The sequence below is a fragment of the Halomonas urmiana genome (genome assembly GCF_005780185.1).
Classification (GTDB): Bacteria; Pseudomonadota; Gammaproteobacteria; order Pseudomonadales; family Halomonadaceae; genus Halomonas; species Halomonas urmiana.
Map to the genome: position 1 here is coordinate 33,018 of NZ_VBUI01000003.1, position 24,992 is coordinate 58,009.

24 protein-coding genes are annotated in these 24,992 nt (G+C 65.8%); 14 read left to right on the forward strand and 10 right to left on the reverse strand.

What is annotated here, in order from left to right:
* Positions 1-6 precede the first annotated feature (6 nt).
* From FEI13_RS02555 to FEI13_RS02585, 7 genes are all read left to right on the forward strand, one after another.
* Positions 7-1,074 carry an arginine N-succinyltransferase gene (locus FEI13_RS02555; protein ID WP_138179247.1) on the forward strand — a complete coding sequence of 356 codons (1,068 nt, stop codon included), beginning with the start codon at positions 7-9 and terminating at the stop codon, positions 1,072-1,074.
* Positions 1,074-2,120: an arginine N-succinyltransferase gene (gene astA, locus FEI13_RS02560; protein ID WP_138179249.1), complete on the forward strand. Its 1,047-nt coding sequence runs from the start codon at positions 1,074-1,076 to the stop codon at positions 2,118-2,120. The genes FEI13_RS02555 and astA overlap by 1 nt, the downstream gene beginning before the upstream one ends.
* Complete coding sequence (astD, locus tag FEI13_RS02565) at positions 2,120-3,589, forward strand: succinylglutamate-semialdehyde dehydrogenase (RefSeq protein ID WP_138179251.1); 1,470 nt, start codon at positions 2,120-2,122, stop codon at positions 3,587-3,589. Before astA ends, astD begins: the two co-directional genes overlap by 1 nt.
* Positions 3,586-4,974 carry an N-succinylarginine dihydrolase gene (astB, locus tag FEI13_RS02570; RefSeq protein ID WP_240036400.1) on the forward strand — a complete coding sequence of 463 codons (1,389 nt, stop codon included), beginning with the start codon at positions 3,586-3,588 and terminating at the stop codon, positions 4,972-4,974. The genes astD and astB overlap by 4 nt, the downstream gene beginning before the upstream one ends.
* 98 nt (positions 4,975-5,072) lie before the next feature.
* Positions 5,073-6,233: a cell division protein ZapE gene (gene zapE / locus FEI13_RS02575; protein ID WP_240036401.1), complete on the forward strand. Its 1,161-nt coding sequence runs from the start codon at positions 5,073-5,075 to the stop codon at positions 6,231-6,233.
* A gap of 72 nt (positions 6,234-6,305) precedes the next feature.
* Positions 6,306-7,073 (forward strand): trimeric intracellular cation channel family protein, encoded by a 768-nt coding sequence (locus FEI13_RS02580; RefSeq protein WP_138179254.1) that lies wholly within the window; start codon positions 6,306-6,308, stop codon positions 7,071-7,073.
* Between the two features lie 62 nt (positions 7,074-7,135).
* Positions 7,136-8,185, forward strand: coding sequence for a DUF3541 domain-containing protein (locus FEI13_RS02585; protein ID WP_240036402.1), 1,050 nt, complete (start codon positions 7,136-7,138; stop codon positions 8,183-8,185).
* Here FEI13_RS02585 and FEI13_RS02590 read toward each other — a convergent pair.
* The 5 genes from FEI13_RS02590 to nhaD form a co-directional block, all read right to left on the reverse strand.
* A complete protein-coding gene (locus FEI13_RS02590; RefSeq protein ID WP_138179256.1) occupies positions 8,179-8,985 on the reverse strand; it encodes a PEP-CTERM/exosortase system-associated acyltransferase in 807 nt (268 codons plus the stop codon). The two genes, FEI13_RS02585 and FEI13_RS02590, sit on opposite strands and share 7 nt — an antisense overlap.
* The gene (locus tag FEI13_RS02595) at positions 8,982-11,867 is read right to left on the reverse strand and encodes a bifunctional diguanylate cyclase/phosphodiesterase (RefSeq protein ID WP_138179257.1); all 2,886 of its coding nucleotides are present in this window, start codon (positions 11,865-11,867) and stop codon (positions 8,982-8,984) included. Before FEI13_RS02595 ends, FEI13_RS02590 begins: the two co-directional genes overlap by 4 nt.
* Before the next feature lie 33 nt (positions 11,868-11,900).
* Entirely contained in the window at positions 11,901-13,121 is a 1,221-nt protein-coding gene (locus tag FEI13_RS02600) for a hypothetical protein (protein ID WP_166462113.1), read from the reverse strand.
* Positions 13,090-13,521 (reverse strand): hypothetical protein, encoded by a 432-nt coding sequence (locus tag FEI13_RS02605; RefSeq protein ID WP_204758334.1) that lies wholly within the window; start codon positions 13,519-13,521, stop codon positions 13,090-13,092. The genes FEI13_RS02600 and FEI13_RS02605 overlap by 32 nt, the downstream gene beginning before the upstream one ends.
* A gap of 399 nt (positions 13,522-13,920) precedes the next feature.
* A complete protein-coding gene (nhaD, locus tag FEI13_RS02610) occupies positions 13,921-15,402 on the reverse strand; it encodes a sodium:proton antiporter NhaD (protein WP_240036403.1) in 1,482 nt (493 codons plus the stop codon).
* 256 nt (positions 15,403-15,658) lie between these two features.
* Between nhaD and FEI13_RS02615 the strand changes: the two genes are divergently transcribed.
* The 5 genes from FEI13_RS02615 (at position 15,659) to FEI13_RS02635 (ending at position 20,089) form a co-directional block, all read left to right on the forward strand.
* Positions 15,659-16,372: a DUF3581 domain-containing protein gene (locus FEI13_RS02615; RefSeq protein WP_138179261.1), complete on the forward strand. Its 714-nt coding sequence runs from the start codon at positions 15,659-15,661 to the stop codon at positions 16,370-16,372.
* A 130-nt stretch (positions 16,373-16,502) separates the two neighbouring features.
* Complete coding sequence (locus tag FEI13_RS02620) at positions 16,503-17,471, forward strand: magnesium transporter CorA family protein (RefSeq protein ID WP_138179263.1); 969 nt, start codon at positions 16,503-16,505, stop codon at positions 17,469-17,471.
* Between the two features lie 99 nt (positions 17,472-17,570).
* A complete protein-coding gene (locus FEI13_RS02625) occupies positions 17,571-18,806 on the forward strand; it encodes a DUF3422 domain-containing protein (RefSeq protein ID WP_138179265.1) in 1,236 nt (411 codons plus the stop codon).
* A gap of 198 nt (positions 18,807-19,004) precedes the next feature.
* Positions 19,005-19,457, forward strand: a complete 453-nt coding sequence (locus FEI13_RS02630) for a hypothetical protein (RefSeq protein ID WP_240036404.1) — start codon at positions 19,005-19,007, stop codon at positions 19,455-19,457.
* A 47-nt stretch (positions 19,458-19,504) separates the two neighbouring features.
* The gene (locus FEI13_RS02635; RefSeq protein WP_138179267.1) at positions 19,505-20,089 is read left to right on the forward strand and encodes a GNAT family N-acetyltransferase; all 585 of its coding nucleotides are present in this window, start codon (positions 19,505-19,507) and stop codon (positions 20,087-20,089) included.
* 48 nt (positions 20,090-20,137) lie between these two features.
* Here FEI13_RS02635 and FEI13_RS02640 read toward each other — a convergent pair whose 3' ends face one another.
* Positions 20,138-20,353, reverse strand: a complete 216-nt coding sequence (locus FEI13_RS02640) for a DUF3820 family protein (RefSeq protein ID WP_138179269.1) — start codon at positions 20,351-20,353, stop codon at positions 20,138-20,140.
* A 77-nt stretch (positions 20,354-20,430) separates the two neighbouring features.
* Complete coding sequence (locus tag FEI13_RS02645) at positions 20,431-20,628, reverse strand: DUF1289 domain-containing protein (RefSeq protein ID WP_193555709.1); 198 nt, start codon at positions 20,626-20,628, stop codon at positions 20,431-20,433.
* A gap of 151 nt (positions 20,629-20,779) precedes the next feature.
* Between FEI13_RS02645 and FEI13_RS02650 the strand changes: the two genes are divergently transcribed.
* The gene (locus FEI13_RS02650; RefSeq protein ID WP_138179271.1) at positions 20,780-21,412 is read left to right on the forward strand and encodes an SDR family oxidoreductase; all 633 of its coding nucleotides are present in this window, start codon (positions 20,780-20,782) and stop codon (positions 21,410-21,412) included.
* A gap of 30 nt (positions 21,413-21,442) precedes the next feature.
* On the opposite strand, the gene FEI13_RS02655 is transcribed toward FEI13_RS02650, so the two are convergent.
* Both FEI13_RS02655 and FEI13_RS02660 read right to left on the reverse strand, forming a co-directional pair.
* The gene (locus tag FEI13_RS02655; protein ID WP_138179273.1) at positions 21,443-22,327 is read right to left on the reverse strand and encodes a sensor domain-containing diguanylate cyclase; all 885 of its coding nucleotides are present in this window, start codon (positions 22,325-22,327) and stop codon (positions 21,443-21,445) included.
* The gene (locus FEI13_RS02660) at positions 22,324-23,124 is read right to left on the reverse strand and encodes an EAL domain-containing protein (protein WP_138179275.1); all 801 of its coding nucleotides are present in this window, start codon (positions 23,122-23,124) and stop codon (positions 22,324-22,326) included. The genes FEI13_RS02655 and FEI13_RS02660 overlap by 4 nt, the downstream gene beginning before the upstream one ends.
* A 295-nt stretch (positions 23,125-23,419) precedes the next feature.
* Between FEI13_RS02660 and nfsA the strand changes: the two genes are divergently transcribed.
* Positions 23,420-24,151 (forward strand): oxygen-insensitive NADPH nitroreductase, encoded by a 732-nt coding sequence (nfsA, locus tag FEI13_RS02665; RefSeq protein WP_138179277.1) that lies wholly within the window; start codon positions 23,420-23,422, stop codon positions 24,149-24,151.
* Positions 24,152-24,370: 219 nt separating this feature from the next.
* Here the strand turns inward: nfsA and FEI13_RS02670 are convergent, their stop codons facing one another.
* Positions 24,371-24,988: a TPM domain-containing protein gene (locus FEI13_RS02670; RefSeq protein WP_138179279.1), complete on the reverse strand. Its 618-nt coding sequence runs from the start codon at positions 24,986-24,988 to the stop codon at positions 24,371-24,373.
* Between the last annotated feature and the right edge of the window lie 4 nt (positions 24,989-24,992).

Here is a 24,992-nt window from a genome sequence, read left to right on the forward strand (position 1 = left end):
CCTGCCATGCTGGTCATTCGTCCCGTTCGCCCGGCGGACCTGCCGTCCCTGGAGCGGCTGGCCGGCAGCGCCACGCCGCGCCTGACCAACCTGCCGGCCCATCGCGATCGTCTCGAGGAGCGCATCGCGCGCTCCCAGCGCGCCTTCGCCGGCGATATCGAGGCGCCCGGTGACGAGCACTACATCTTCGTGCTCGAGGACCTGGAGCGCGGCGAGGTGGCCGGTACTGCCACCATCCGCGCCCAGGCCGGTGCTCGCGAGGCCTACTACACCTATCGCCAGGAGACGCTGATCCACGCCTCCCAGCAGCTCGATGTGCGTCGGGAGGTGCCGACCCTGGCGCTCTCCCACGAGGTCTCCGAGGCGACCCTGCTCTGCGCGCTGTCGCTGGATGCCCGTTACAAGGGCACCAGCGCCGAGAGCCTGCTGCGCCGCGCGCGGCTGATGTTCATCAGCCAGTACCCCGAGCGCTTCGCCGACCTGCTCGCCATGGCCTTCCCGGGCTACCTGGATGATCAGGGCGAGTCGCCGTTCTGGAACAGCGTGGGCCGCCACTTCTTCGTGCGCGACTACCAGGAGATCAACTACTTCGCCGGGGTGCGCTCGAAGAGCTTCGTCGCCGAGGTGATGCCGCAGTTCCCGCTCTATCTGGCGCTGCTTACGCCCCAGGCCCGCGCCGCCATCGGCCGCGAGCACCCGGACCATGAGTCGGCGATGAACGAGATGCTGGCCGAGGGCTTCCTGCGCAGCCGTCACGTGGACATCTTCGATGCCGGCCCGGTGATCAAGGGCGAGCGCGAGCGCCTGGTGAGCTTTCGCCGCGCCGCCTGGCACCCGGTGCGCATCCGCCCGGCCCATGCCCTGCCCGATGCCGAGCCGGCCATGGTCGCCAACCAGCGGCTGGTGGACTTCCGCTGCGTGGTGGCGCGCTATGCGCTGTCGCCCACCGGGCAGCTGATGCTCTCGCCCGAGCACGCCGAGCTCCTGGGCGTGGAGGAGGGCCGCGCCGTGCTGGCTGCCCCACTGGCGCTGCCGGACGCGGATGACGCGGGCTACGACGAGGGAGAGCTGTAATGCGCATGAGACCGATCGTCGAGAGCGATATCGACGAACTCCAGGCCCTGGCCCGGGAGACCGGCGTGGGCTTCACCTCGCTGCCCGACAACCGCGAGTTCCTGGCCGCCCGGATTGCCTCGACGGTGAGCGCCTTCGAGGAGCGCACCCCGGTGGACCAGCGGCTCTACTTCTTCGTGCTGGAGGACGAGGAGACCGGCCGGCTGGCCGGTTGCTGCGCCATCGAGGGCCAGGTGGGGCGCGAGACGCCCTTCTACCACTATCGCCTGGGCACCCTGGCGCACTCCTCGGTGCAGCTCGACCTGCACCGCACCATCGATACCCTCTTCCTGAGCTCCGACCATACCGGTGACGCCGAGGTGGCCTCGCTGTTCCTGCGGCCCGAGTACCGCGGCGGCGACCCCCGTCACCAGCGTAACGGCGCGCTGCTGTCGATGATGCGCTGGCTGTTCATGGCCGAGTTCCGTGACCGCTTCCCGGAGAAGGTGCTGGCCGAGATGCGCGGCGTCTTCGACGAGCGCGGCCGCAGCCCCTTCTGGGAGTGCCTGGGCAGCCACTTCTTCCCATTGGACTTCGACGAGGCGGACAAGCTCACGGGGCTCGGTCAGAAGAGTTTCATCGGCGAGCTGATGCCCAAGTTCCCGATCTACACCCCGTTCCTCAGTGAGGCGGCGCGCGCCTGCATCGGCCAGGTCCACGAACACACCCGCCCGGCGCTGGCCATGCTCAAGAAGCAGGGGCTGCGCTGGGAGGGCTACATCGACATCTTCGACGGTGGACCCACCGTCGAGGCCTACATCGACGACGTGCGCGGCGTGCGGCTGTCGCGGCGCTGCCGGGTGGAGGTGAAGGCCGGCGTGCTCGAGGCGTCGCCGCGCCCGCGCTGGCTGGCGGCCACCACCGGCATGGCCGGCTTCCGGGCCGCCTGGCTGGGCCGGGGCCCGGACGAGCAGGGCGTGGTGACCCTCGACGAGGCCGAGGCGCGTCGGCTGGAGGTCGCCTCCGGCGACACCCTGCGCATACTGGATACCGAGGAGGAGGCGTGATGAAGGCAACAGAACAACTGCTGATCGGCGGCACCTGGCAGGCGGGACGAGGCGAGGCCTTCGCCAAGCGCGACCCGGTGTCCGACGCGCGTCTCTGGGAGGGCCAGGCGGCCGACGAGGCCCAGGTGGGCGCCGCCGTGACGGCCGCCCGCGAGGCCTTCCCGGCCTGGGCCCGCACTCCCTTCATCGAGCGCCAGGCGCTGGTCGAGCGCTTCCGCGAGGTGCTCGAGCGCCACCGAGAGGACCTGGCCGCGACCATCGCCCACGAGACCGGCAAGCCCCTCTGGGAGGCGCGCACCGAGATCGGCGCGATGATCGGCAAGGTGGCGATCTCCCTGCGCGCCTACCAGGAGCGCACCGGCGAGCGCAGTCGCGACCTGGGCGACGCCACCGCCGTGCTGCGCCATCGGCCCCATGGGGTAATGGCGGTGTTCGGCCCCTACAACTTCCCCGGACACCTGCCCAACGGCCACATGGTCCCGGCGCTGCTGGCCGGCAACAGCGTGGTCTTCAAGCCCAGCGAGCAGACGCCGATGATCGCCGACCTCACGCTGCAGTGCTGGCAGGAGGCGGGGCTGCCCGACGGAGTGATCAACCTCGTCCAGGGCGCGGCCGCCACGGGTCAGGCGCTCTCCACGCACCCCGGCATCGACGGCCTGCTGTTCACCGGCAGCGCCCGAGTGGGCGGCATCCTGCATCGCCAGTTCGCCGACCAGTTCGACAAGATCCTGGCCCTGGAGCTCGGCGGCAACAATCCGCTGGTGGTCAAGGATGTGCCCGACCAGGAAGCCGCCGTGCTGACCATCCTGCAGTCGGCCTTCCTCTCCGGCGGCCAGCGCTGCACCTGCGCCCGGCGGCTGATCGTGCCCGAGGGCCAGGTGGGCGATCACCTGCTGGACGCCCTCAGTGACGCCATCTCGCGGCTGCGGGTGGCCGGCCAGTTCAGCGAGCCGGCGCCCTTCTATGCGGGCCTGGCCAACGTGGCGGCGGCCGACGGCCTGCTCGCGGCCCAGGACGACCTGGAAGCGCGCGGCGGCACGGTGCTCGCGCGCATGGAGCGCCTGGAGGCCGGCACTAGCCTGCTCAGCCCCGCGCTGATCGACGTCACCGGCCTCGAAGTGCCCGACGAGGAGCACTTCGGCCCGCTGCTCAAGGTCTATCGCTACCGGAGCTGGGACGACGCCCTGCGCCTGGCCAACGACACCCGCTACGGCCTCTCGGCCGGGCTGATCGGCGGCGAGCGCGGCGACTGGGACGACTTCCTGCTGCGCATCCGCGCCGGCATCGTCAACTGGAATCGCCAGACCACCGGCGCCTCCGGCGACGCGCCCTTCGGCGGCGTGGGGGCGAGCGGCAACCATCGCCCGAGTGCCTACTACGCGGCCGACTACTGCGCCTATCCGGTGGCTTCCATGGAGAGCGAGGCGCTGAGCCTGCCCGAGACGCTGCCGCCGGGAGTGACGCTATGAGCGATGCGATGAACGATATCGGGGAACGGCCGATCGCGGACGTGCGCGAGGTCAATTTCGATGGCCTGGTCGGCCCGACTCACAACTACTCCGGCCTGGCGCTGGGCAACCTGGCCTCCATGACCCACCAGGGCCTGGTGGCCAACCCCAAGGAGGCCGCCCTGCAGGGCCTGGGCAAGATGAAGGCGCTGATGGACGCCGGCTATGCCCAGGGCGTGCTGCCGCCCCAGCAGCGCCCCGACCTGGGGGCGCTGCGTCGCCTGGGGTTCCAGGGCAGCGATGCCCAGGTGCTGGCCCGGGCGGCCGGCGAGGCTCCGCAGCTGCTGCGGGCGGTCTGCTCGGCCTCGAGCATGTGGACCGCCAACGCCGCGACCGTGACGCCCTCGGCCGACGCCCCGGATGGCCGGGTGCACTTCACGCCGGCCAACCTGCAGTCGAGCTTTCACCGCTACCTGGAGCCGGACACCACCGGCCGGGTGCTGGCCTCGATCTTCCGCGACGCGCGCCACTTCGCCCATCACCCGGCGCTGCCGGGCACGCCGGCCTTCTCCGACGAGGGCGCGGCCAACCACACCCGGCTCGCCGCCGAGTATGGCGAGGCCGGCGTGCACTTGTTCGTCTACGGCCGGGCCGCCTTCGGCTGGGGCGAGGAGGAGGGCGTGGCGCCGCGTCGCTATCCGGCGCGCCAGACCCTGGAGGCGAGCCAGGCGATCGCCCGCCAGCACGGCCTGTCGGAGTCCCAGGTGGTGTTCGCCCAGCAGCACCCCGAGGCGATCGACGCCGGCGTCTTCCACAATGACGTGATCGCGGTGGGCAATGGCCCGGTGCTGCTCTATCACGAGCGGGCCTTCCTCGACGAACAGGGCACCCTGGAGGCGCTGCGCGCGAAGATGCCCACCCCGCTGATCCCGGTGCGGGTGCTTGAGGAGGCGGTGAGCCTCGAGGACGCCGTGGCCTCCTATCTCTTCAATTCGCAGCTGCTCGCCAATCCCGACGGGACCATGACCCTGGTGGTGCCCGGCGAGTGCCAGGAGCGCGAGAGCGTCTGGCGCACCATCCAGGATCTCCTGCTGGCCGGCCACAATCCGATCTCCGAGGTAGTGGTCAAGGACGTCAAGCAGAGCATGCGCAATGGCGGCGGGCCCGCCTGCCTGCGCCTGCGAGTGGTGCTCTCGGCCGCCGAGCGGGCCGCGCTCGCCGGCCGGGTGCTGCTGGACGACGGACTACATGGCGATCTCACCGCCTGGGTCGAGCGCCACTATCGGGATCGCCTGGCCCCGGAGGACCTGGCCGACCCGCAGCTCGCCGCCGAGACCCTCACCGCCCTGGATGAGCTGACGCGGCTGCTCTCGCTTGGCGCCGTCTATCCCTTCCAGCGGGGCTGAGCCCGTTGCGGGAAGCCGCCGACAGGGCTCGCCCCGGGACGTGGCCCGGCCCTCTGCTGTAGGATCCGTCAGCGTGAAGCGGATCCGCAGGGGGCGGCATGACCGGTGACGGCATGATCAGGGACGAGACGGTGCGGCAGGCGGCGTCGCCGCAGGCGGCCTATCGGCAGGCGATCGCGCGTGCCGGTTTCGTCGACGACGCGGCCCAGCGTCAGGCGGTGGCGCACCTCGAGGCCTGTTTCCACGCCTTGCACGAGGTCGCGGACGAGGCGCCCGGGGTCTACCTCTGGGGGCCGGTGGGGCGCGGCAAGACCTGGCTGATGGATCTCTTCCAGCGCCACCTGGACGTTCCCTCGCGACGCCTGCACTTCCACCACTTCATGCGCTGGGTGCATCACCGCCTCTTCCTGCTCTCCGGCACCGCCGACCCGCTGACGGCCCTGGCCCGGGAGCTGGCCGATGAGGTCCGGGTGCTGTGCCTCGACGAGCTGTTCGTCAGCGATATCGCCGACGCGATGATCCTCGGCGGCCTGTTCGGCGCGATGTTCGATCACGGGCTGACGCTGGTCTGCACCTCGAACCAGGCCCCGAACCAGCTCTACGCCGAGGGCTTCAACCGCGAGCGCTTCCTCCCCGCCATCGCCGCCATCGAACGGCACACTCGGGTGGTCGCGCTCGACGGCGGACAGGACCATCGCCTACACCCCGGCCGGGCCCATCCTCGCTACTGGATCTCACGGCCCGGGCATCCGAGCGCCCTGCCCGACGTCTTCGAGTGGCTGCGTGGGGACGGGCCCGTGTGCCACGCCCCCATCGAGCTGGGACACCGAGCGATTGCCGTGGTCCGGCGCAGCGAGCGGGTGCTCTGGTGTCGCTATGGCGACCTGTGTGAGGCGCCGCTGGCGGCACTCGACTTCATCGCCCTCGGCGACCGCTTCGATCACGTGCTGCTCGGCGAGGTCCCGCGGCTGAACCGTCACGCGCCGGCAGAGGCCATCGCCCGGGGCACCGAGGATGGCGCGGCACGGATCGCGGCCGGCGATCGCGACTTCCCCGAGCTCTCCCGCCACGACGACGGCGTGCGGCGCTTCATCGCCCTGGTCGACGAGTGCTATGACCGTCGCATCCCGCTCTACCTGGAGGCCGAGGTGGCGATGGACGTGCTCTATCCCCACGGCTACCTGGCCTTCCCCTTCCGACGGGTGCTCAGTCGCCTGCGCGAGATGCAGCTCGAGCGCTTCGGGCGCGACCTGCCGTGAACGGCTGGCGATGAGGCCAAACCGCGCCGCGGATGCGCTATGCTGCGGGCCTGGACACAAGGGAGAGGCGATGTGACGGGGTTGGTCTACTGGCTGGACATGGCGGGGGTGATCGTCTTCGCCCTCTCGGGGGTGGTGCTGGCCTGCCACTCGCGGATGGACCCGTTCGGTATGCTGGTGCTGGCGGCGGTGACCGGGATCGGCGGTGGCACCTTGCGCGACCTGGTGCTGGGCGTGCGGCCGGTGTTCTGGGTCACCGATCCGACCTACCTCTGGGTGATCCTCGCCACCGTGGGGCTGTCGGTCCTCGGATTTCACTATATCCACCGCCTGTCGCGAGGCTTCCTGCCGGTGGCCGATGCCTTCGGCCTGGCGTTGTTCACGGTGATCGGCGCCCACAAGGCCCTGATGCTCGAGGCGCCCGGCGTGGTGGCGGTGCTCATGGGCCTGCTCACCGGGGTGGCCGGCGGGATGATGCGCGATGTGCTGGCGCGCCGGGTGCCCATGGTGCTGCGCCGCGAGATCTATGCCATCGCCTCCATCGCCGGCGGCGTGGCCTTCGTCGGCCTGGAGGCCCTGTCCGCGCCGCTGGGCATCTCCATCGCCACCGGGCTCGGCGTCACCCTGGGGCTACGGCTCTCGGCCATCTACTGGCAACTCTCCCTGCCAGTGTTCGCCTGGGTGGTGGTGCAGCCGCACCAAGCCCCGGAGGTCCAGGCGCTAGAAAGTCATGACGAGGAGCTACCGCAGCCGAATACGCCGCCGACACGGCGGCGCGCCAAGGCGCGGGTGAGGATGATCACACCCGGCCGTGCCCGGCGGAGAGGAAAGTCGAAATGAGTCTGGCGCTGCCCAGCATGTGGCCGAGAGCGCGATCGGAGCCGCGCGCGGGCCGTGTGCCCGTGAGGTTCACGAGCTGGCTGCTGGTGGCGCTGCTGACGCTGAGCGGCTGCGCGCTCCCGGCGCGTGACTCGACCCTCGCCTACGACGAGGTGGCGCGGTCGATTCAGGAGCGCTACGAGAAGGCCCTGCCCGATCTGCCCTCGAGCAAGCAGCGCCACTATGCACAGCGGCTCTATCGCATGACCGGCGATGATCGCTACCTGCCCCTCAATCGCGCCTATGGGCGGCAGTTGGTGAGTGACTTGCGCGAGGAGATCGATGCCCTGGCCGATCCCGGACATGCCGCGCGACGGGCCCGGGAGCAGGTGGCGGCCTATCCGGAAGGCAGCGCTAAGCAGCGTCGCCGCAAGCGCATGCTCGCCGAGTGGGGAGAGATCGCCTACGCGAAGGGGCTCGCCTTCAAGCTGACCCAGGCGAAATATCACGGCCTTCTGAACGAGGCTGACCTGCCCGGCCACCAGCGGGCGCTGGACTACCTGGCGAGCGTCGATTTCCGTGCTTTCCTGCTCGATCCCGGGGTGATGGCGGTCTATGCCGCCCAGGTCGCCAACCTGGTGTATTACCTCGAGGACCTGGGTGTCACCGACCTGAGAGAAGAGGTCGCCTCGGCCTTTCGTCGCCAGTATCCACCGGCGCGCGATGCGAGGCTATCCACGGCCGAATACCGCAACAAGATCTACGGCATGACCCACTTCGTGATCGCCGCCAGCGACTACTACCAGCAGCCCGTGGAGGCAGAGGACTTCCGTTGGGTGCTGGACGAATTCGCCGCCGGGCTGGAGCGCATCCTGGCCGACACCAAGGAGGACATCTACACGGAGGTGGGCATCAGCTTTCTGCTGGCTGGGGAAGAGGATCATCCGGCCGTGAGGCGCCTGCGCAACGCCCTTCTCGAGGCCTATGACCCGGTGGCGCGGATGCTGCCTTCGGAGCAGGGAAGCACCGACCTGGCCCGCGGTGAGCACCGTAACGTGCTGGCCATCATGCTCTTGAATTGGCCGGACCGACTCTATCCGGGACCGACGCTCGCTGTGCGTCAGGATCAGTAAGCGCTGGCTTCCTGCATCGGCATTTCTTCCGTCTGCGATTCTAGCTCACTCTGTATATGTCGGTAGAGTGGTAACAGTTCAGCATGGATCTCTTTTTCGGCCTGCTGCTGGTCGATATAGAATGCACTTCTTTTTCCATGAAAATTGATGTTGTCACCAACTTTAGTGAAATGGAAGCCCGACATGGATAGTAAACGGGGAAGTCTAGGTTCCATCATGGCAAAGACATGCCGGCGGTAAGTGATGCCAACAAGCGCATAGGTGGCAAGGAAGAGTCCAATCACGATCACCGAGAATGTTTTCTTTTCATTCTGCGTAAATTTTTCGCGGCTGGAATGAGTGCCGGCGTCACCTTTATCCTTGATAGACCTTCTTCGGAAGGAAGGGTGTATGGCGAGTCTTGAAACTTCGCAAATCTCCTTTTTATTTAGCAGTGCAGGATGAAAATTTTCATGGGTAAGGCTCTGGCCTGCATAGCTTTGTAAAGGCAATCTTGTGTCATGGCAGTCATCATTGGGAGACGGGAGAACAAGGCGCATGCATCCAGCTGCTTTTCCGCTGCGCCTATGTTCGATCAGGCAGTGTACCGAACGTTCGTCATGCTCATCATATTCTAGCTTCTCGCGAGAGTCAGATGGCTCCTCGTAGCCAAGTTCATCGCAGTAGATGTCATATCTCAAACGATATATTTTCTTTTTCTCTTCTTTGCTTTGAGCGAGAATGAAGCGAAATCCGCTCCGGAAGCGTTCCAGTAGTTGGGTAGATGACTCTGCATTCTCATCAGGTGAGAAAGAATTCATTCTCTTTTCCTTGAGTTTGAAAGGGGGAGAGGCTCCTGATCAGCAAGAGTGCTGTGAAGTGAAAAGCCGAATGCTTGGTTAAGAGGAGCTGGTTTCCCTAGATGAAATCCTTGGCCGTAGGTAATGCCATAGGACTTCAGTATTGGCAACAAGGCTTCCTGATCGACGAATTCGGCAATCGCCTGCTTGCCGAACCCGGAGGCGATGTCTGCAATGGCCTGGACGATCACTCGGCTCTCCTGACTGATCATCAGGCTGCGAATGAAGGAGCCGTCGATCTTGATGTAATCCACTGGCAGCTGCCCGAGGTAGTGGAAGCTGCTGAACCCGACCCCGAAGTCGTCCAGGGCGGTTCGGCATCCGAGGTCGCGAAGTGCCTGCAGCACGCCGCGTGCCGTGGAGAAGTCAGTCACGGCGGCGGTCTCGGTGACTTCGAGGATCAGATGGTGAGGATCGGCCCCACTGGCGGCCAGCTCGTCGGCCAGGTACTGCTTCAGGCCTTCATCATGCAGGGACTGACCGGACAGGTTCACCGCCAGGCAGATGCCCTGCTCCTGGACTTGGCTGAGCAGTCGCAGGCTGTGACGCAGCACCCAGCGATCGACCTTTACGATCTGGCCGCTGCGCTCCGCTACCGGGATGAACGCGGCGGGAGAGACCAGACTGCCGTCGGCATTGCGCATGCGCAGCAGCACCTCGTAGTGCTTCACGTCGCGATCTTCCAGTCGCATGATCGGCTGGGCCATCAGCTCGAAGCTGTCTTCTGCCAGGGCACTGCGCACGCGCTCGACCCAGTAGACACGCTCCTGAAGCTCGTCCTTGGCATTTTCGGACCGCGAGAGCAGGTGCCAGTGCTGGATGCCGCTCTCCTTGGCCTTGTACATGGCCACGTCGGCGCTGGCCATCATGTCGGCCGGCGTCGTGCCGTGAGAGGGAAACAGGGCAATGCCGATGCTCGCGGTGACCCGGTGGCGTCGTCCTGCTGCGGTGAACCCCAGGCTGTCGAGCAGCTGATCGATATGCTGGGCAACCTGAATGGCCTGGTCCGCATCGGCATTCTCCAGCAGCAGCGAGAACTCGTCGCCTCCCAGGCGGGCGGTGACTCCGCGATGCCCCAGGTTCAGCACGAGGGTCTCGGCCACCTCGCGCAGCAGGCGGTCGCCGACGTGGTGACCGCTCAGCTCGTTGACCTCCTTGAACTGATCCAGGTCCAGCAGCAGCACGGCCCCGTGCGACTTGCGCCATAGCGCCTGCTGCAAGGCGTCCTGGAAGTAGCGTCGGTTATAGAGCTCGGTCAGGGGGTCGCGTTCGGCCAGCCAGGTCAGGCGAGCCTCCGCGGCCTTGCGTTCGGTGATGTCGAGCCCCACCGAGATCCGTGACTTGCCGTCGTCGCTGCTCGATGGCAGCGGGGCGTGGTACCAGGCGATGGTATGGAGATGCTGGTCCGGGGTATGTAGCGTCCGCTCTTCCTGCTGCGGGATGTCGAAGGTGCTGATTGGAGAGGGGCGGCCGGCCTCGAACACGTCGACGAAATGGCGACCCAGCAGGGAGGGATCGTCGAGGTCCAGCATCGCGCGGGTGTAGTCGTTGACCAGGCTGATCCGTCCTCTGCTGTCCTGGGCGATGATGAAGACCCGAGCGGTATCCAACAGGCTGTTGACGAAGTCCCGCTCCTTGGCCAGCTCGTTGACGCGTTCCGCCAGCTGGTCACCGCGCTCCTTTACTTCCTCTTCAAGCTTCTGGAGCTGGCGAGAGAGTGACAGGGTGGTGCCCTCCAGCACGTCGATTTCGTCTGGCAGGCGATGACGAGTTGCAGGAATCGCGGCTCTGACATCGTCGAAGCCCCCGCTGGCGAGCGTCGGCAGCAAGCCGGCGATCCGACGCAGGCGCGCCATGGGGCGCAACAGGATCAGCAGCAGCAGCAGCTCAGCGGCCAGCCAGCCGACCAGGCCGACCCCCATCAGCGTACGCGTGTCCTCGTTGATGGCCTGGATCTGAGAGGAGATATCGGAGATCAGCAGGAAATAGCCGTTGCCGCGACTGCCCGAGTCTTCGTCCATGCGAACCGCGCTGAGCTCGAAATGTTGCCCCCGGTCCTGCAGCTGCACTGGGCGTTGCAGCAGAGCGCCGATGGGGCTGAGATGCGAGGCCCGCTGCAGCAGGGGCAGGCTCATTTCCTGACGCGTCAGTGCCAGCAGGTAGCCGTTCCAGGGCGCAAGCTTGCGCTCCTCGAGCAGGCTCTGGCTCTCCGGCGGGCCGGTGACCAGCAGGGCCACCTCGGCGTTGGAGACCTCCCTGGCCTGACGGGTCACGTCGGCCAGCGAACGGGAGAGCATGACCAGGCCGACGCTTGCGCCATCCACCAGTACCGGGACGGCGGCCACCTGCTGACAGTTCGTCGTACAGCGCAATGTCGTGATGGGCGTCTCAGTATTCATGACCCGCTGCACCCAGGCCTGGATCGGCAGGCCGCCCTCCAAGTGACCGGAGCCCCAGCGACCCATGGTGCGCCCCTGGGTATCCGCCACCAGGATTTCGTCGATGCCGGCCTCGAGTTGTAGGGTCGGCCACTGAGAAGCCAGTGCCCTCTCGACGTCGTCCGCGTTACCGGCCTCGAGCGGGGGGCCGAGGCGCGGTGAGGCCGCCGCCAGGCCCGCCAGCTGTCGAAGGTTCTCTGCTGAGCGCTGAAGGGCCAGGCGGATCTCGCGCTGCTGGCGTTCATGGTGATCGTGGCGGCTCTCCTGAAACTGTCGTGTCAGGTTTGCGTGGCCAAGCCAGGTGAACAGCACCACGAGTCCAACTAGCAGCAGGCTGCTCAGGGCAATGACCCGCCATGTCAGGCTGAGTCGATGGCGGGTCTGGAGGGATGAGGGGAGTGTCATCTCTGTGGATTCCGGGCCAAGGGCATGGAGTCGTCAGAAGCGCAACGAGAGCTGGAACAGCAGCATGTTCCAGCGACGGCTGGTTTCCGAGGGATCCGGATTATCCTGGACGGGTAGCCAGCCGGTTCCGTCCACATGGTGATATTCACCGGCTAGAAGCAGTCTGGGGTGTGGAGTCCACTGGAGTCCTAGAGTGATATCATCCGCAAACTGCGAGTGTGCTGGCCCCATACCACTGGCTTCATATTCCTTGCCAGACGTGTCATCGCGATTGCTGATCAGGCTGTCGTAGCGTACCAGCCATTGCCAATCTTCATCGATTCGGCGGGTGTACTGGACATACCAGCTTTCGCCCGTAACATCGAAATTGAATGCAGGGTTATTGAAGTCCTCAAGGCCTGAGTTACGCCACGCGTACTCACCCGTAAGGCTCCAGTTTTCCTGGTTATATTGCAGCGAAAAGACCCACGGTTTGAAAAAAAAGTCACCGTCACTTAACCCCGGCGTGGAAGAGTCGAAGCGCGCATTGGCGCTGGCCGTACTGATGGCGGCAATAATCCGTCCGCCATCGTGCTCATAGCGTATCTGGCCAATGGCGGACTCCCTCGGATCAAGGCTTCCATCAATCGAATCAAGCCTCAAGGTTCTCCGAAGGTCATCCCCAGCCTGTGCTTGGCCGAATCCAATTTGTGTCCTCAGTAAACCTCGGTTGAAGCGCTCTTCGTGGTAGAGGGAGATGCCATCTCCCGAGAGGGCGAGAGAACGGGTTCTATCGAAATAAATGGACTGTGGCAGTAGGATGCTGGGCCGAGTAAAGGCCACGTCACGAGTCTGGTTATAGAAGCCGAAGGGATTCTTGAACCGGCCGACTTGTATACCGAAGGTTCGCTTCTGGTCTGACAGCATCTGATAGTCGACGACGCCATAGTCCAGCACGGGGCGAGCATCGCTGCCATCGTCACCAGCGCGTCGGCTCAGTACCTGGGCGGCCAGCAGCACGTCCTCGTGAGGGCGCAGCGAGACGTTGGCACCGATCTCGGTGAACTTGAAGCTCCCTTCATCTTCGCTGCTGGGACCGAAGAAGTTGTTCTCGTCGGTGATGATCAGCGCCTGGCTCAGGAAACCGTGCATCTGGAGGGTGTCCAGCACGCGCTCCTCGCTTCTGGCCTCGGCCGACAGGCCCAGAGCCAGCCCGGCGATTATGGCGGTTACGGAGCGCGCATCACTCCATCGAAATGACTTGGACGCGATCATCCAGGTACTCCCTTTCAAGATATCCCAGGGCGCCGGGCGTGGTGGCGATGCGCTCGAGCATCTCCTGCTGGTTGCGCACTCGATTGGGGGCCTGCCCGGTTCCCGAGAACACCATGCGATCCCACGCCAGCTGCAGCTGGTGCGGATAGACGGCCAGCTGCTCCTTGGCAAAGCGCGCATGCACGGGATGGTTGTTGTCTAGCACGAAGACCCGCACGGCCTGACCATCGGGCCAGGTACGCTGACGCATGGCGAAGATGGCGCGGGTGGTGTCGCGCGTCAGTTGGTGGGTCATCACGCCCGGATGGGCCACGACCGCGAGGGACCTCTCCTGGGCACTGGTCACTGTGCTGGCCAGCAGCATGAGGCTGGTCAGCACGAGAGCGGTCAGGCGTGCCATGGTGAACGCCTCCCTGCTCTGCGCCCGTCAGCGGCAGTCGCTGCCGCATCGGTGGAGTGGATCAGGACGTAAGCCGACATCGGGGTGTGTGTTCCCGTTGTCTCGTTAACGACAGGCTCATGCGCCATTCAGGCGCAGCCCACACGTTGTGTGTGTATGAGTTGATGACGCCTTCCCCCTGAAAATCATGAGGTCTGTGTGTTTTTTATCCTAGCGCGTATTAGCAGAGCGGCCTGACCGGCACTACAAAGGCCACCCTGTCATGTCAGCACTGGTCATTCTTATACGCTACATCACTTTAACGAAATTTACAGTCCGGCGTATCAACAGCTAAGAAAAATTCCGGCGGCTCGTAGGCCGCCGGAAAGCAAGGGCAGGGCAGTAGCGATCAATGGGCGATCACAGCACGCTGAAGCTCTCGGCGTTGAGCCACAGGTGGGCCATGACGCTGGCGATGTAGCCCAGCGCGATCACCGGAGTCCAGCGCAGGTGGCCCATGAAGGTGTAGTTGCCGCGAGCCTGGCCCATCAGGGCGACGCCGGCCGCCGAGCCGATCGACAGCAGGCTGCCGCCGACGCCGGCCGTCAGGGTGATCAGCAGCCACTGGCCATGGGACATGTCGGGTTCCATGGTCAGCACGGCGAACATCACCGGGATGTTGTCGACCACCGCCGAGAGCACGCCCAGGGTGACGTTGGCTCCGGTGGCGTTCCAGCCGGTGTAGAGGGCATCCGAGAGCATCCCCAGGTAACCCATGAAGCCCAGGCCGCCGACGCACATGACGACCCCGTAGAAGAACAGCAGGGTGTCCCACTCGGCACGCGCCACGCGGTTGAAGACGTCGAAGGGCACCACGCTGCCCAGGCTCTCGAGCTTCTTCCAGTCGCCACGCTGGCTGTAGCGAGTGCGCTTGCGCTCCAGGGAGCGGGGCAGGGTGCGGCGCAGGAAGTACCCGAAGAACTGGAGGTAGCCAAGGCCCGTCATCATGCCCAGCACCGGCGGCAGGTGCAGCAGGGTGTGGCAGGCCACGGCGGTAGCCACGGTGAGCAGGAACAGGGCGATGATGCGCCGCGCGCCGCGCTTGAGCCAGACGTCCTCTTCCAGGCTGTCGGGTTTGCGGTTCTGGATGAAGAAGCTCATCACCACGGCCGGTATCAGGAAGTTGATCAGCGAGGGGATCAGCAGCTCGAAGAACTCGTAGAATTCGATGATGCCGGCCTGCCAGACCATCAGGGTGGTGATGTCGCCGAAGGGGCTGAAGGCGCCGCCGGCATTGGCGGCCACCACGATGTTGATGCAGGCCAGGTTGATGAAGCGCTTGTCGCCCTCGGCCACCTTGGTGACCACGGCGCACATCAACAGGGCGGTGGTCAGGTTGTCGGCAATCGGCGAGATGACGAAGGCCAGCACGCCGGTGATCCAGAACAGCGAGCGGTAGCTGAAGCCCTTGCGGACCATCCACGAGCGCAGGGCGTCGAAGACGCGGCGCTCTTCCAGGGCGTTGATGTAGGTCATCGCGACCAGCAGGAACAGCATCAGCTCGGTGAACTCGAGCAGGGTCATGCGGAAGGCGTGCTCTGACTCGGCGGGCATGCCCGCCTTGACGTAGACCCAGCCGATCAGCGCCCAGATGATGCCGGCGGCGACCAGCACCGGCTTCGACTTGCGCATGTGGATCTTTTCTTCGGCCATGACCAGGGCGTAGGCCAGCACGAAGATGGCAACGGCGAGCAGGCCCACGAAGGAGCTGGTCAGGTCGAGTTCGCCGGTCACGGCGAACACCGGTCCGCTGGCAAGAAGGGCGAGGAGGGCAAGCATCAGCATGCCCGGCCAGCGGGCGAATTGCCGCGGCCAGTGGGGGGTACGACAGGTGTTCAGCATGGCTGCAATCATCCTGAGGCAGAAGGTGGCGGGAAGGGTGTAAAAGTGAATCGATGTTATCACAGCATGCTGCAGCGCAGTGTGCCCTCTTCTTTATTACCCTGTGCATCTTTGGTATGAGTCAAGAACCCGTTGGAAGGCGCAGATTCGCCCTGGCGGCGGGCCGCGCAGGCCGATATTTTGTGGCATCATCTGCCCTTTCCGGCTGCTGCCGGAGACCATGGATTGCCAATGACTCGGGGCAGGCTCACGACACATGTTTCTTGACGACTTCCACACGCGCACGGATGGCTGGATCCGGATCTCCGCCGAGCAGGCTAGCCGCTTCGCCAAGCGCGTCGCCGGCGACTTCAATCCCATCCACAACGTCGATGCCCGGCGTTTCTGCGTGCCCGGCGACCTGCTGTTTGCGCTGGTGCTGTCGCGCTATGGGCTCTCTCAGACCATGAGCTTTCGTTTCCTGAGCATGGTCGGCGACGGCGTTCCGCTGTGCTTTCACGAAGATGACGACGGCCTGATCCGCGTCTGCGACGAGCAGGGGAAGGGCTACCTGGAGGTAACCCGCAGTGGCGAGACGACCCATGACGAGGCCGTGGTCGAGGCCTTCACCCGCTGTTACGTGGCCTTCTCGGGCAAGAACTTCCCCCACTACCTCAAGCCGCTGATGGAAGAGCAGGGGGTCATGTTCAACCCGCGTCGTCCGCTAGTGATCTATGACAGTATGGGCTTCTCGCTGGAGCGCCTGAACGGTCGTCTGCCCGGCCTGGAGCTCCTCGACTCTTCGCTGTCGGTGGTTGGCAAACGCGGCGATGCGCTGCTGGAATTCCGCATCACCGCCGGGGGCGAGGAGGTCGGCAGCGGTTCCAAGAAGCTGGTGGTCAGCGGCCTGTGCGACTATGACGCCGACGCCATGGACGAGGTCGTCGCCGAGTTCTACCGCCTCAAGGCCGTCGACGAGCGCCAGCCCTGATCCGCCGGACACCTTTCGCCTTTGGCGTCGGGGTCGGCCTGGCCATGTCCCATGATGCATTCCGCGCGGCGACGATGCCTGTTCAAGGCCGTTCGTCGCCGGCATGGTCTCGGCAGAGGAGGACGCTACGATGATGCGAGCGCTGTTGCTGGAAACCGATGGCCAGGTGACGAGAGGCGGGGAAGAGCTGATTGCTCGCTGGCGCGAGAATCCCGAGAGCCGCATCTGGATCGACATACAGGGCGAGCGCCGGGAGCGCGCTCGCGAGCTGCTCGAGGACTTCGGCTGTCATCCGCTGGCCATCGACGATGCCGAGCGTGAGCGACATCCGCCCAAGGTCGAGGAGTTCGAGACGCACACCCTGATCCTCTATCGCGGCATCTCTTCCTTCGATGCCGAGCTCAACTTCCAGCCCCAGCAGGTCGCCTTCTTCCTCGGCGAGCGCTACCTGATCAGCCTGCACCCCGGCAAGGCATTGAGCATCGATCGCTTGATGGCCCACGAAGGCGAGGTGCTGCTGCGTCGCTCGCCCGAGCACGTGGCGCTGAAGGTCATGTACGTCTCCGCCGGCTTCTACCTCGACAGCCTGCTTCAGTTCGAGAATGCCCTCAGCGATCTGGAGGATGCGCTGCTCGACGACGGCAGCGATGCCCTGATGCGCCGGGTCATCGCCTATCGCTCGCGGCTGGTAAAGATGCGCCGGGTGTTCAATTACCACGTGGGCATCACCCAGGAGCTGACCGCGTACGACTATTCGCACCTGCCCCGCGATAACGAAGACACCCTGCATGCCATCAATGATGTCCATGAGCGATTCGAGCGCCTGCACAGCCTGACGCAGATGTATTACGACATTTGCGGCGATCTGATCGACGGCTATATCTCGCTCTCCTCGCACCAGCTCAACATCACCATGCGGGTGCTCACGGTGATCACCGCCATCTTCGTGCCGCTGACCTTCCTCGCCGGCATCTACGGCATGAACTTCGCCAACATGCCGGAGCTCGCCTATCGCTTTGGCTATTTCGTGGTGCTGGGTGTGATGCTGGCCATCGGCCTCGCCCTGCTGTGGATGTTTCGGCACAAGAAGTGGCTGTGAGGGCAGTTCGTCAGTCGGCACGTTGATGCGTCGCGCTTGGCCTGGCACCCGCCAGGCTCTAGGCTCGGGGGACTCTTTTCTCTCCAGTCAGGCTTCGACATGCACCCACAACGCGCTCGCTTGCATAATGAGCTCCATGCTCGGCCCTCGATCTATTTCGATGAGCCGGCGCATCTCCACCATTACGCCTTCCTAGACGAGGGCGAGATTGCCGCGGATATCCTCGACCGGATCGCCGAGGTCACCGGCCGGACGCCCGATCGCGAGGCCGCCCAGGAGATCCTCGACCTCGGTGATCAGACCCTCAAGTGGGAACGCCACACCGAGTTCTTCACCCTGACCCTGTTGGTGCCGAGGCCCGTCGGCCAGAGCGAGCCGTGGCCGGCACCGCCCACGCCGCTGGCCAGGATCGTCGCTGCGCATCACCAGGCCCTCATCAATGCCAGCCTGATCCTGGTCGAGTCGGAGGCGAGCTGGCAGGGCGATGCCGAGCACTCTGGCTTTCGCGACCCCGCCGGTTCCAGCGTGGGCGATGGCGACGCCACCGTGTGGAGCGACTTCCGACTCACGGCGGCCGGCGTCAACCGCCTGCTGCTGGTCAACCGCGGTCTCAACGCCTTCCGCCTGGGGCGCATGACTCGACGGCTGCTGGAGATCGAAACCTACCGCATGATGGCCTCGCTGGCGCTGCCGGTGGCCAAGGAGATGAGCCTCGAGCTGCGCGACCACGAGCTCGAGCTCGGCGAGCTCTCGGAGCGTAATACCGAGGACGAGGAGGCGAGCTCCCGGCCCCTGCTGGCGGCTATCTCTGCGCTCTCGGCCCGACTCGAGCGCTCCGGTGCCCGGTCGCGCCAGCGCTTCAGCGCCACCGAGGCCTATGCGCGGATCGTCTTCACCCGCATCGAGGAGCTGCGCGAGGAGCGCCTCGGCGACCGCCCCCGGCTGGGGACCTTCATCCTGCGCCGCTTCCGGCCGACGGTGCACTACTGTGCCGCCATCAACCAGCGCCAGGAGAGCCTGGCGGAGAGTGTGGCGCGTCTCAACGACCTGCTCAGGACCCGCGCCCAGGTGGAGATCGAGGAGCAGAACTCCGAGATCCTTCAGAGCCTCAACGAGCGCACCAGCAGCCAGCTGAAGATCCAGAAGGCCGTCGAGGGGCTCTCGATCATCGTCATCAGCTACTACCTCATCAGCCTGGGCAAGCTGGGGCTGGAGGGCCTCGATGCCCTGGGCATGGCCATCGAGCCTAGCGTCGCCGCCGCGGTGCTGGGCCCCTTGGGTCTCGGGATCATCGGCTTGCTGGCCTGGCGTATCCAGCGCGTGAAGAATCACTGACCGGCGCCTGCAGGGGCGGCCGGAGGGCACTATGCTGATCAGTGGGCAGGCCGCGGCCCCCCGTGGCTTGCGCGTTCGGCACGAGTCCATCGCCCGTCGACTGACTGACAGGTCGCCAACAGCCTGCCGACGGCTCGCCCACTGGCGGCTTGTCGACAGATCAGACCAATACAGATCAGACCAATCAAGAGGTGCTTCATGACAACGCCCATCGTCAACGACGTCCTCACCCCCCGCCGGCTGCTGCTCGGCCTGCTCCTCGCCGCCCCGCTGGCCTTGGCCAGCGAAGGGTACGACCTGACCTTCCAGGGTGATGCCAGCTTCGCCGGCGCCCATGGCGGACAGGCCGTGCAGGCGGCCCTGGTCGATGCCGATTCCGGCGAGGTGCTCGAGACGGCCTCCGGCACGGTCTCCGCCGGTGATGACCCGACCTTCTCCTTCGATTTCCCCGGCGCCCTGAGCGAAGGCGGCCGCTACGAGGTGCACTACTGGATCGACTCCAACTTCGGCGGTGGCAGCGAGGGCAGCTGCGATCCCATGGGAACCGATCACCAGTGGAGCGTGGCGCTGGACGCCTCCGGCGAGGCGGTCACCCATGTGGAGAGCCACGATCCCGGCGCCCAGTCGGAGGTCTGCGCCACCTTCGAGTGACACCGTTCTCGTCGGGCCCTCGCGCCCTTGAGGGCAGGGAGACGACCATGCGACTGCGTGATGCCACCCGGGCCGATGCCCGGGACCTGGCCTACCTGATCAACCTGGCGGGGGAGGGGCTGCCCGAGACCCTGTGGGGGCAGATGGCCGAGGGCGACGCCACGCCCCTGGAGGTGGGCGCGGAGCGCGCCGGCCGCGAGGAGGGCGGCTTCAGCTACCATCACGCTCGGGTGTGCATCGAACGCGGGCGAATCGTCGGGATGATCATCGCCTATCGGCTGCCCGACTCTTACGACCTGGAGGGCCTGGACGAAGCCCCCGCGACCGTCCAGCCCCTGTTGCGTCTCGAAGCCCAAGTGCCGGGCAGCTGGTACATCAACGGCATCGCTACCCTGCCGGCGGCCCGCCGTAAGGGCGTCGGCCGGCTGCTGATGGCCCAGGCCGAAGCCTCGGCGATTGGCGCCGGCTGTCATGAGCTGAGCCTGATCGTGGCCGAGGAGAACCACACGGCCTGCGCGATCTACCATCGGCTGGGCTTTCGGGAAATCGCCTCCCTTCCGCTGGTGCCCTGGCCCGGCTGCCCGCATGGCGGGCGCTGGCTGCTGATGACCCGCCTGCTGGAGGCTCGATAGCCGGGGCGAGCCACCTCGTCGAACGCTCCTCTCCGACACGCGTTCCTCTCAGGCGCGACGTCGCAAGGGATCGAGCAGCTCGCTCAGCCCGTTGTGATCGATTTCGTGCATCAGGTTCAGCAGGCGGCCGATCTGGCCGTTGGGAAAGCCCTCGCGGGCGAACCAGTTGAGGTAGGGGCCGGGCAGGTCGGCGATCAACCATCCCGCGTGCTTGCCGAAGGGCATGCGCAGGGTGACCAGTTTCTCGAGGTCTTCGGGGTTCACGAGACGGGCTCCATCGGGCAAAGGGGCGAGATTATCACGCACGCCTCGTCACAGGTGGGCGGGGCCGGGCGCGATGCTCAACGGGCGGCGAAGGTGGCGCGCTTCAGGCGCTGCCACACCGCCTCACGCTCTTGCGCGTTCATGCTGCCCCAGCGGGCGATCTCGTCGAGGGTGCGGCCGCAGCCTTCGCAGCGATCGGTGTCCTGGTCGATGCGGCATACCTTGGTGCAGGGCGAGGTGGGGCGCGGGATCGTCGTGGGGGTGGTCTCGGGCACGTCGGCCTCCGGAGGTCGTGTCGCTTGGCGGTGCAAAGGCTAGCATATCCCCGCGCTCCGGCTGCGCGTTGTCGAGGACCCGCCTTGATTCCCGCCGGGCCCGCCCGCATGAAAGTGAGTTATACCTTGTGACGCCACCCGAGGAGAACCCATGACGACCCTGGTGATCGGTGCCAATGGCCAGATCGGCCGGCAGTTCTGCGAGCTGGCGAACGCCGCCGGCGAGCCCATCAAGGCGATGATACGCGACACGGCCCAGCAACCCTGGTTCGCCGAGCGCGAGATCGAGACCGTCATCTCCGACCTCGAGGGCGACTTCCGCCATGCCTTCGAGGGCTGCGACCAAGTGATCTTCACCGCCGGCTCTGGGCCGCATACCGGCCCCGACAAGACCCTGCTGATCGACCTCTACGCGGCTATCCGCGCCGTGGATATCGCCTGTGAGCAGGGCATCGAGCGCTTCCTGATGGTCAGTGCCATGCGGGCCGAGAACCCCATGGAGGCCCCGGAGAAGCTGCGCCCCTACATGTCTGCCAAGTTCGCCGCCGACGCCCATCTGCGCACCTCCGACGTGCCCCACGTGATCCTGAAGCCCGGCCGGCTCACCGATGAGGCTGCCTCCGAGCGGGTGGCCACCTCGCTGGAGGAGACCGGCGGCGAGAACCAGGTGTCACGGGCCAACGTCGCCCACGCCCTGCTGCACCTGCTTAAGGCGCGGGAACTGGTCGACCGTGAGTTCGTGCTGCTCGACGGCGAGCGGGAGGTCGGCGAAGCGCTGCGCTGAGCCGGTGTCGCGGCCGTCGTCGGAATGGATCTAGGCGGTATCCCGAACCCGGTTACGCCCCTGATCCTTGGCGCCGTAGAGGGCGCGATCGGCCCGCTCCAGCAGGGCATCGGCTTGCTCATCGCCCTCGAGCTGGGCAATGCCCGCCGACAGCGTCAGGTGTAGTCGCACGTCGGCGATCGGTGTCGAAGCGAGCCGCTGACGCAGGCGCTCCACGGCTTGGCTGGCCTCGTCCTGCGTCACGCCGGGCAGCAGGAGCAGGAACTCCTCGCCGCCCAGGCGAATGACGTGGTCGTGCTGGCGCATCGCCTGCTTCATCATTCTGGCGGTATCGTTCAGCACCCGGTCGCCCACCGCATGGCCGTGACGGTCGTTGACCCGCTTGAAGTGATCCAGGTCGCAGCTCGCCACGCATAGCGGCGTGCCATAGCGGCGGCTGCGCTGGATCTCTTCTTCCAGCAGGCCCAGTCCGGCACGGCGATTGAGCAGGCCGGTCAGCTCGTCGTGATGGGCCAGGAAGTCGAGGCGCTGCTCCATGGCCTTGCGCGCGGTGATGTCCACCACGAAGGTGACCTTCTTCACGCTGCCCCGGTCGTCCTGAATGCGGGTGGCTGTCGCCAGGATGCTTCTCGGCCGGCCATCCTTGCTCCGTACCTCGCACTCGTGGGAGGCCTCCGTGTCGCCGTCGCCGGCGATGAAACGCGCATGCAGATCGTTCATCAGCGCGTGATCGGCCTCGGGCACGAGCAGGGTGAAGTGCTGGCCGAGCAGCTCCTGCTCGCGATAGCCGTAGAAGTCGCAGTAGGCGGGGTTGACCATCTCGAAGTGGCCCTCGGCACCGGTGATGCAGATGCCGATGGGGGCGGCACGGATGACTGTCTCCGTGGTGCCGAACGGCTCGAGGGGCAGCGTCATGAGGCGGCTCCATCGCCAGGGAAAGTGCCGTCGAGAATGGCCGACAGGCGCGCTTCCATGCCCTCTGCCAGGGCATTCAGGGCCGGTCGGGCGAAACAGTAGCCCTGCTGCAGGGGAATCCCCGCCGCGTAGAGCCAGCGCGCCTCGGCCGGCGTTTCGACGCCTTCGGCGATCAGGTCGACTTCCAGCGAGCTAGCCAGGCCGATCAGCGCACGCAGCAGGGCCTGGCGCCGCGGGTCACTGTCGCAGCCCATCACCAGCTGGCGATCGATCTTCAGCTTGTCGGGCCGCTGGGAGGTCAGCACGTCAAGGTTGGCATGGCCGGTGCCGAAGTCATCCAGGGCGACGCGAAACCCCATGCGGCGGTAGGCCGTGATGATGGCGCTGAGATGCACATGGTCCTGGATGCGCTCCGACTCGACGACCTCGAAGATCAGCTTGTCCAGCGGCCAGCCCACCCGCCGTGAGACCTCCAGCGTGGCCTGGATGCATGCCTCGGGCTCGTAGACGGCATTGGGCAGGAAGTTGATCGACAGACGCTCGCACATGCCCAGCGCGCTGGCCTGTTCGATGGCCTTGACTCGACACGCCTGGTCGAAGCGATAGAGCAGCGCTTCGGTCACCTGGTCGAGGATCTGGCTCGCCGGCTCCCCGTCGGGGCCTCTGACCAGCGCCTCGTAGGCGTGCACGTTGCGCTGCTGTAGATCGACGATTGGCTGGAAGGCCATGGTGAAGCGGAAGGGTAATTCCCTTTCACAGCGGCTGCAGTGTCCGTTCCTGCGTGAGCAACGCCCCATGGGCCCCTCCTTGTGGCTGCCGGTACGTGGTCCGTGGCCCGTGGTCAGTAGGCTCGGTGAAGCGCACGGCATAGTAAATCCAGATCATTATTCTATCTTCGTATCATTTTTGTACAAGTTATTTGTCCTCCAGACTGTCGCTGTCGAGTGCCCGCCATTGTGTTCCTGCCGGTCGTTCGAGCGAGCCGGCCCCGAAAGATAGTAAGCTGGCTAGCTAAGCTCACCGATCGCCGGCTTCGTCTGCGCGCCGGCCCCAGGCTCACCGCCTATCCATGCCCACTTCTCAGGAGACGCTATGAACCCCACCATCGAACTGCTCAAGTCTCACCGCTCGATTCGCAAGTTCACCGATCAGCCGGTCTCCTGTGAGCTGCTCGAGGAGCTGATTCGCGCCGGACAGGCCGCGGCCACCTCCAGCCATGTCCAGGCCTACAGCGTCATCCACGTGACCAACCCCACCAACCGCGTGACGATCGCCGAGCTGGCCGGCGGCCAGGCCTACGTGGCCACCTGCGGCGCCTTCCTGGTGTTCTGTGCCGACATGAAGCGCCCCACCGAGGCCGCCGAACGCACCGAGGCCCGCGTGGTGCGCGGCATGACCGAGCAGCTGCTGGTGGCAAGCGTGGACACCGCGCTGATGGCCCAGAACGTCGCCGTCGCCGCCGAATCCGAGGGGCTCGGCATCTGCTACATCGGCGGCATCCGCAACAACCCGCAGCAGGTCAGCGACCTGCTCGGCCTGCCGGATCACGTCTTCCCGGTGTTCGGCATGTGCCTGGGCTACCCCGCCCACCAGCCGGATGTGAAGCCGCGCCTGCCGGTGGAGGCGATCCTCAAGCAGGACACCTACACTGACGACCGCGAGCAGGTAGCCGCCTTCGACGCGACCATGCACGCTTACTACCAGTCGCGGAAGGGCGGTACCAAGCAGAGCGACTGGTCGCACAACCTCACCCCGCTGTTCGATACCAAGCTGCGCCCGCACATGCGCGAGTTCCTGGTCGAGCGTGGCTTCGAGATGAAGTGAGCGTGATAACGGTGCGGTTCGTAGGAGCGCTGCTCGCAGCGCGATCCGCCGCGCGGCGGTGGTGGGTTAGGTGCCGCTGGTAGGGTGAATGTCCTTGGTGGGCGCCTGACGACGCCCATCGCCCTGCCAGCAGGGCTCCCATGGCAGTCGGCTCACACTTCCGGTGAGGTTCGGGGGGGAAAAGCGCTCACAATGCCCGTGTGCATGGGCAGTAGTGGGTCAATCCAGCACGATCAGGTGATTGGGCAGTTCATTGCGCTCGTGGGTGGCCGGCACCTGCTCCTTGAGATGTTCGCCGCAGGCCTCGATGCACTCCAGGAAGCCCTTCAGGGTCTCGCCGGCCTTCACCCGCCGGGTGAAGGCCGCCACGATGGATTGCCAGGCCTCGTCGCCGATGCGTGACGAGATGCCTCGGTCGACCAGGATCTCCACATACCGCTCTGCCTCGGAGACGAAGATCAGCATCCCCGTTTCCCCCTCGGTATGGTGAAGGCTCTGCTCCAGGAACTGCCGCCGGGCGAGGTTGGCCGCCCGCCAGTGGCGAACCGATCGCGGGATCAGCCGGGTGGTGACGGTGGGAAGGCGGAACACCAGTCCCAGCACGATGAAAGTCGCCCACTGCGCCAGCGTCAGCTCCCAGGCCGTCAGCCAGCCGGGAAAGTAGTTGAGCGCACCGGGCACCACCAGCGCCAGCAGGCCCGCCCACAGCAGCGGGATATAGGCATAGTTGTCCGCGCGTGGCGCCAGCACGGTGACCAGCTCGGCATCGGTCTCGCGTTCGACCCGATGAATCGCCTCGGCTACCTGGCGTTGCTCGTCTTCACTCAATAAGGCCATGGGG

Bases quoted from the DNA above. Each gene is read 5' to 3' on its own strand.
- FEI13_RS02625 (WP_138179265.1), top strand. From the start codon at position 17,571: ATGCACCCACAACGCGCTCGCTTGCATAATGAGCTCCATGCTCGGCCC.
- astB (WP_240036400.1), top strand. From the start codon at position 3,586: ATGAGCGATGCGATGAACGATATCGGGGAACGGCCGATCGCGGACGTG.
- FEI13_RS02605 (WP_204758334.1), bottom strand. From the start codon at position 13,521: ATGGCACGCCTGACCGCTCTCGTGCTGACCAGCCTCATGCTGCTGGCC.
- FEI13_RS02615 (WP_138179261.1), top strand. From the start codon at position 15,659: ATGTTTCTTGACGACTTCCACACGCGCACGGATGGCTGGATCCGGATC.
- FEI13_RS02595 (WP_138179257.1), bottom strand. From the start codon at position 11,867: ATGACACTCCCCTCATCCCTCCAGACCCGCCATCGACTCAGCCTGACA.
- FEI13_RS02635 (WP_138179267.1), top strand. From the start codon at position 19,505: ATGCGACTGCGTGATGCCACCCGGGCCGATGCCCGGGACCTGGCCTAC.
- FEI13_RS02630 (WP_240036404.1), top strand. From the start codon at position 19,005: ATGACAACGCCCATCGTCAACGACGTCCTCACCCCCCGCCGGCTGCTG.
- nhaD (WP_240036403.1), bottom strand. From the start codon at position 15,402: ATGCTGAACACCTGTCGTACCCCCCACTGGCCGCGGCAATTCGCCCGC.
- FEI13_RS02670 (WP_138179279.1), bottom strand. From the start codon at position 24,988: ATGGCCTTATTGAGTGAAGACGAGCAACGCCAGGTAGCCGAGGCGATT.
- astA (WP_138179249.1), top strand. From the start codon at position 1,074: ATGCGCATGAGACCGATCGTCGAGAGCGATATCGACGAACTCCAGGCC.
- FEI13_RS02600 (WP_166462113.1), bottom strand. From the start codon at position 13,121: ATGATCGCGTCCAAGTCATTTCGATGGAGTGATGCGCGCTCCGTAACC.
- astD (WP_138179251.1), top strand. From the start codon at position 2,120: ATGAAGGCAACAGAACAACTGCTGATCGGCGGCACCTGGCAGGCGGGA.
- FEI13_RS02620 (WP_138179263.1), top strand. From the start codon at position 16,503: ATGATGCGAGCGCTGTTGCTGGAAACCGATGGCCAGGTGACGAGAGGC.
- FEI13_RS02650 (WP_138179271.1), top strand. From the start codon at position 20,780: ATGACGACCCTGGTGATCGGTGCCAATGGCCAGATCGGCCGGCAGTTC.
- FEI13_RS02590 (WP_138179256.1), bottom strand. From the start codon at position 8,985: ATGAATTCTTTCTCACCTGATGAGAATGCAGAGTCATCTACCCAACTA.
- FEI13_RS02555 (WP_138179247.1), top strand. From the start codon at position 7: ATGCTGGTCATTCGTCCCGTTCGCCCGGCGGACCTGCCGTCCCTGGAG.
- zapE (WP_240036401.1), top strand. From the start codon at position 5,073: ATGACCGGTGACGGCATGATCAGGGACGAGACGGTGCGGCAGGCGGCG.
- nfsA (WP_138179277.1), top strand. From the start codon at position 23,420: ATGAACCCCACCATCGAACTGCTCAAGTCTCACCGCTCGATTCGCAAG.
- FEI13_RS02655 (WP_138179273.1), bottom strand. From the start codon at position 22,327: ATGACGCTGCCCCTCGAGCCGTTCGGCACCACGGAGACAGTCATCCGT.
- FEI13_RS02660 (WP_138179275.1), bottom strand. From the start codon at position 23,124: ATGGGGCGTTGCTCACGCAGGAACGGACACTGCAGCCGCTGTGAAAGG.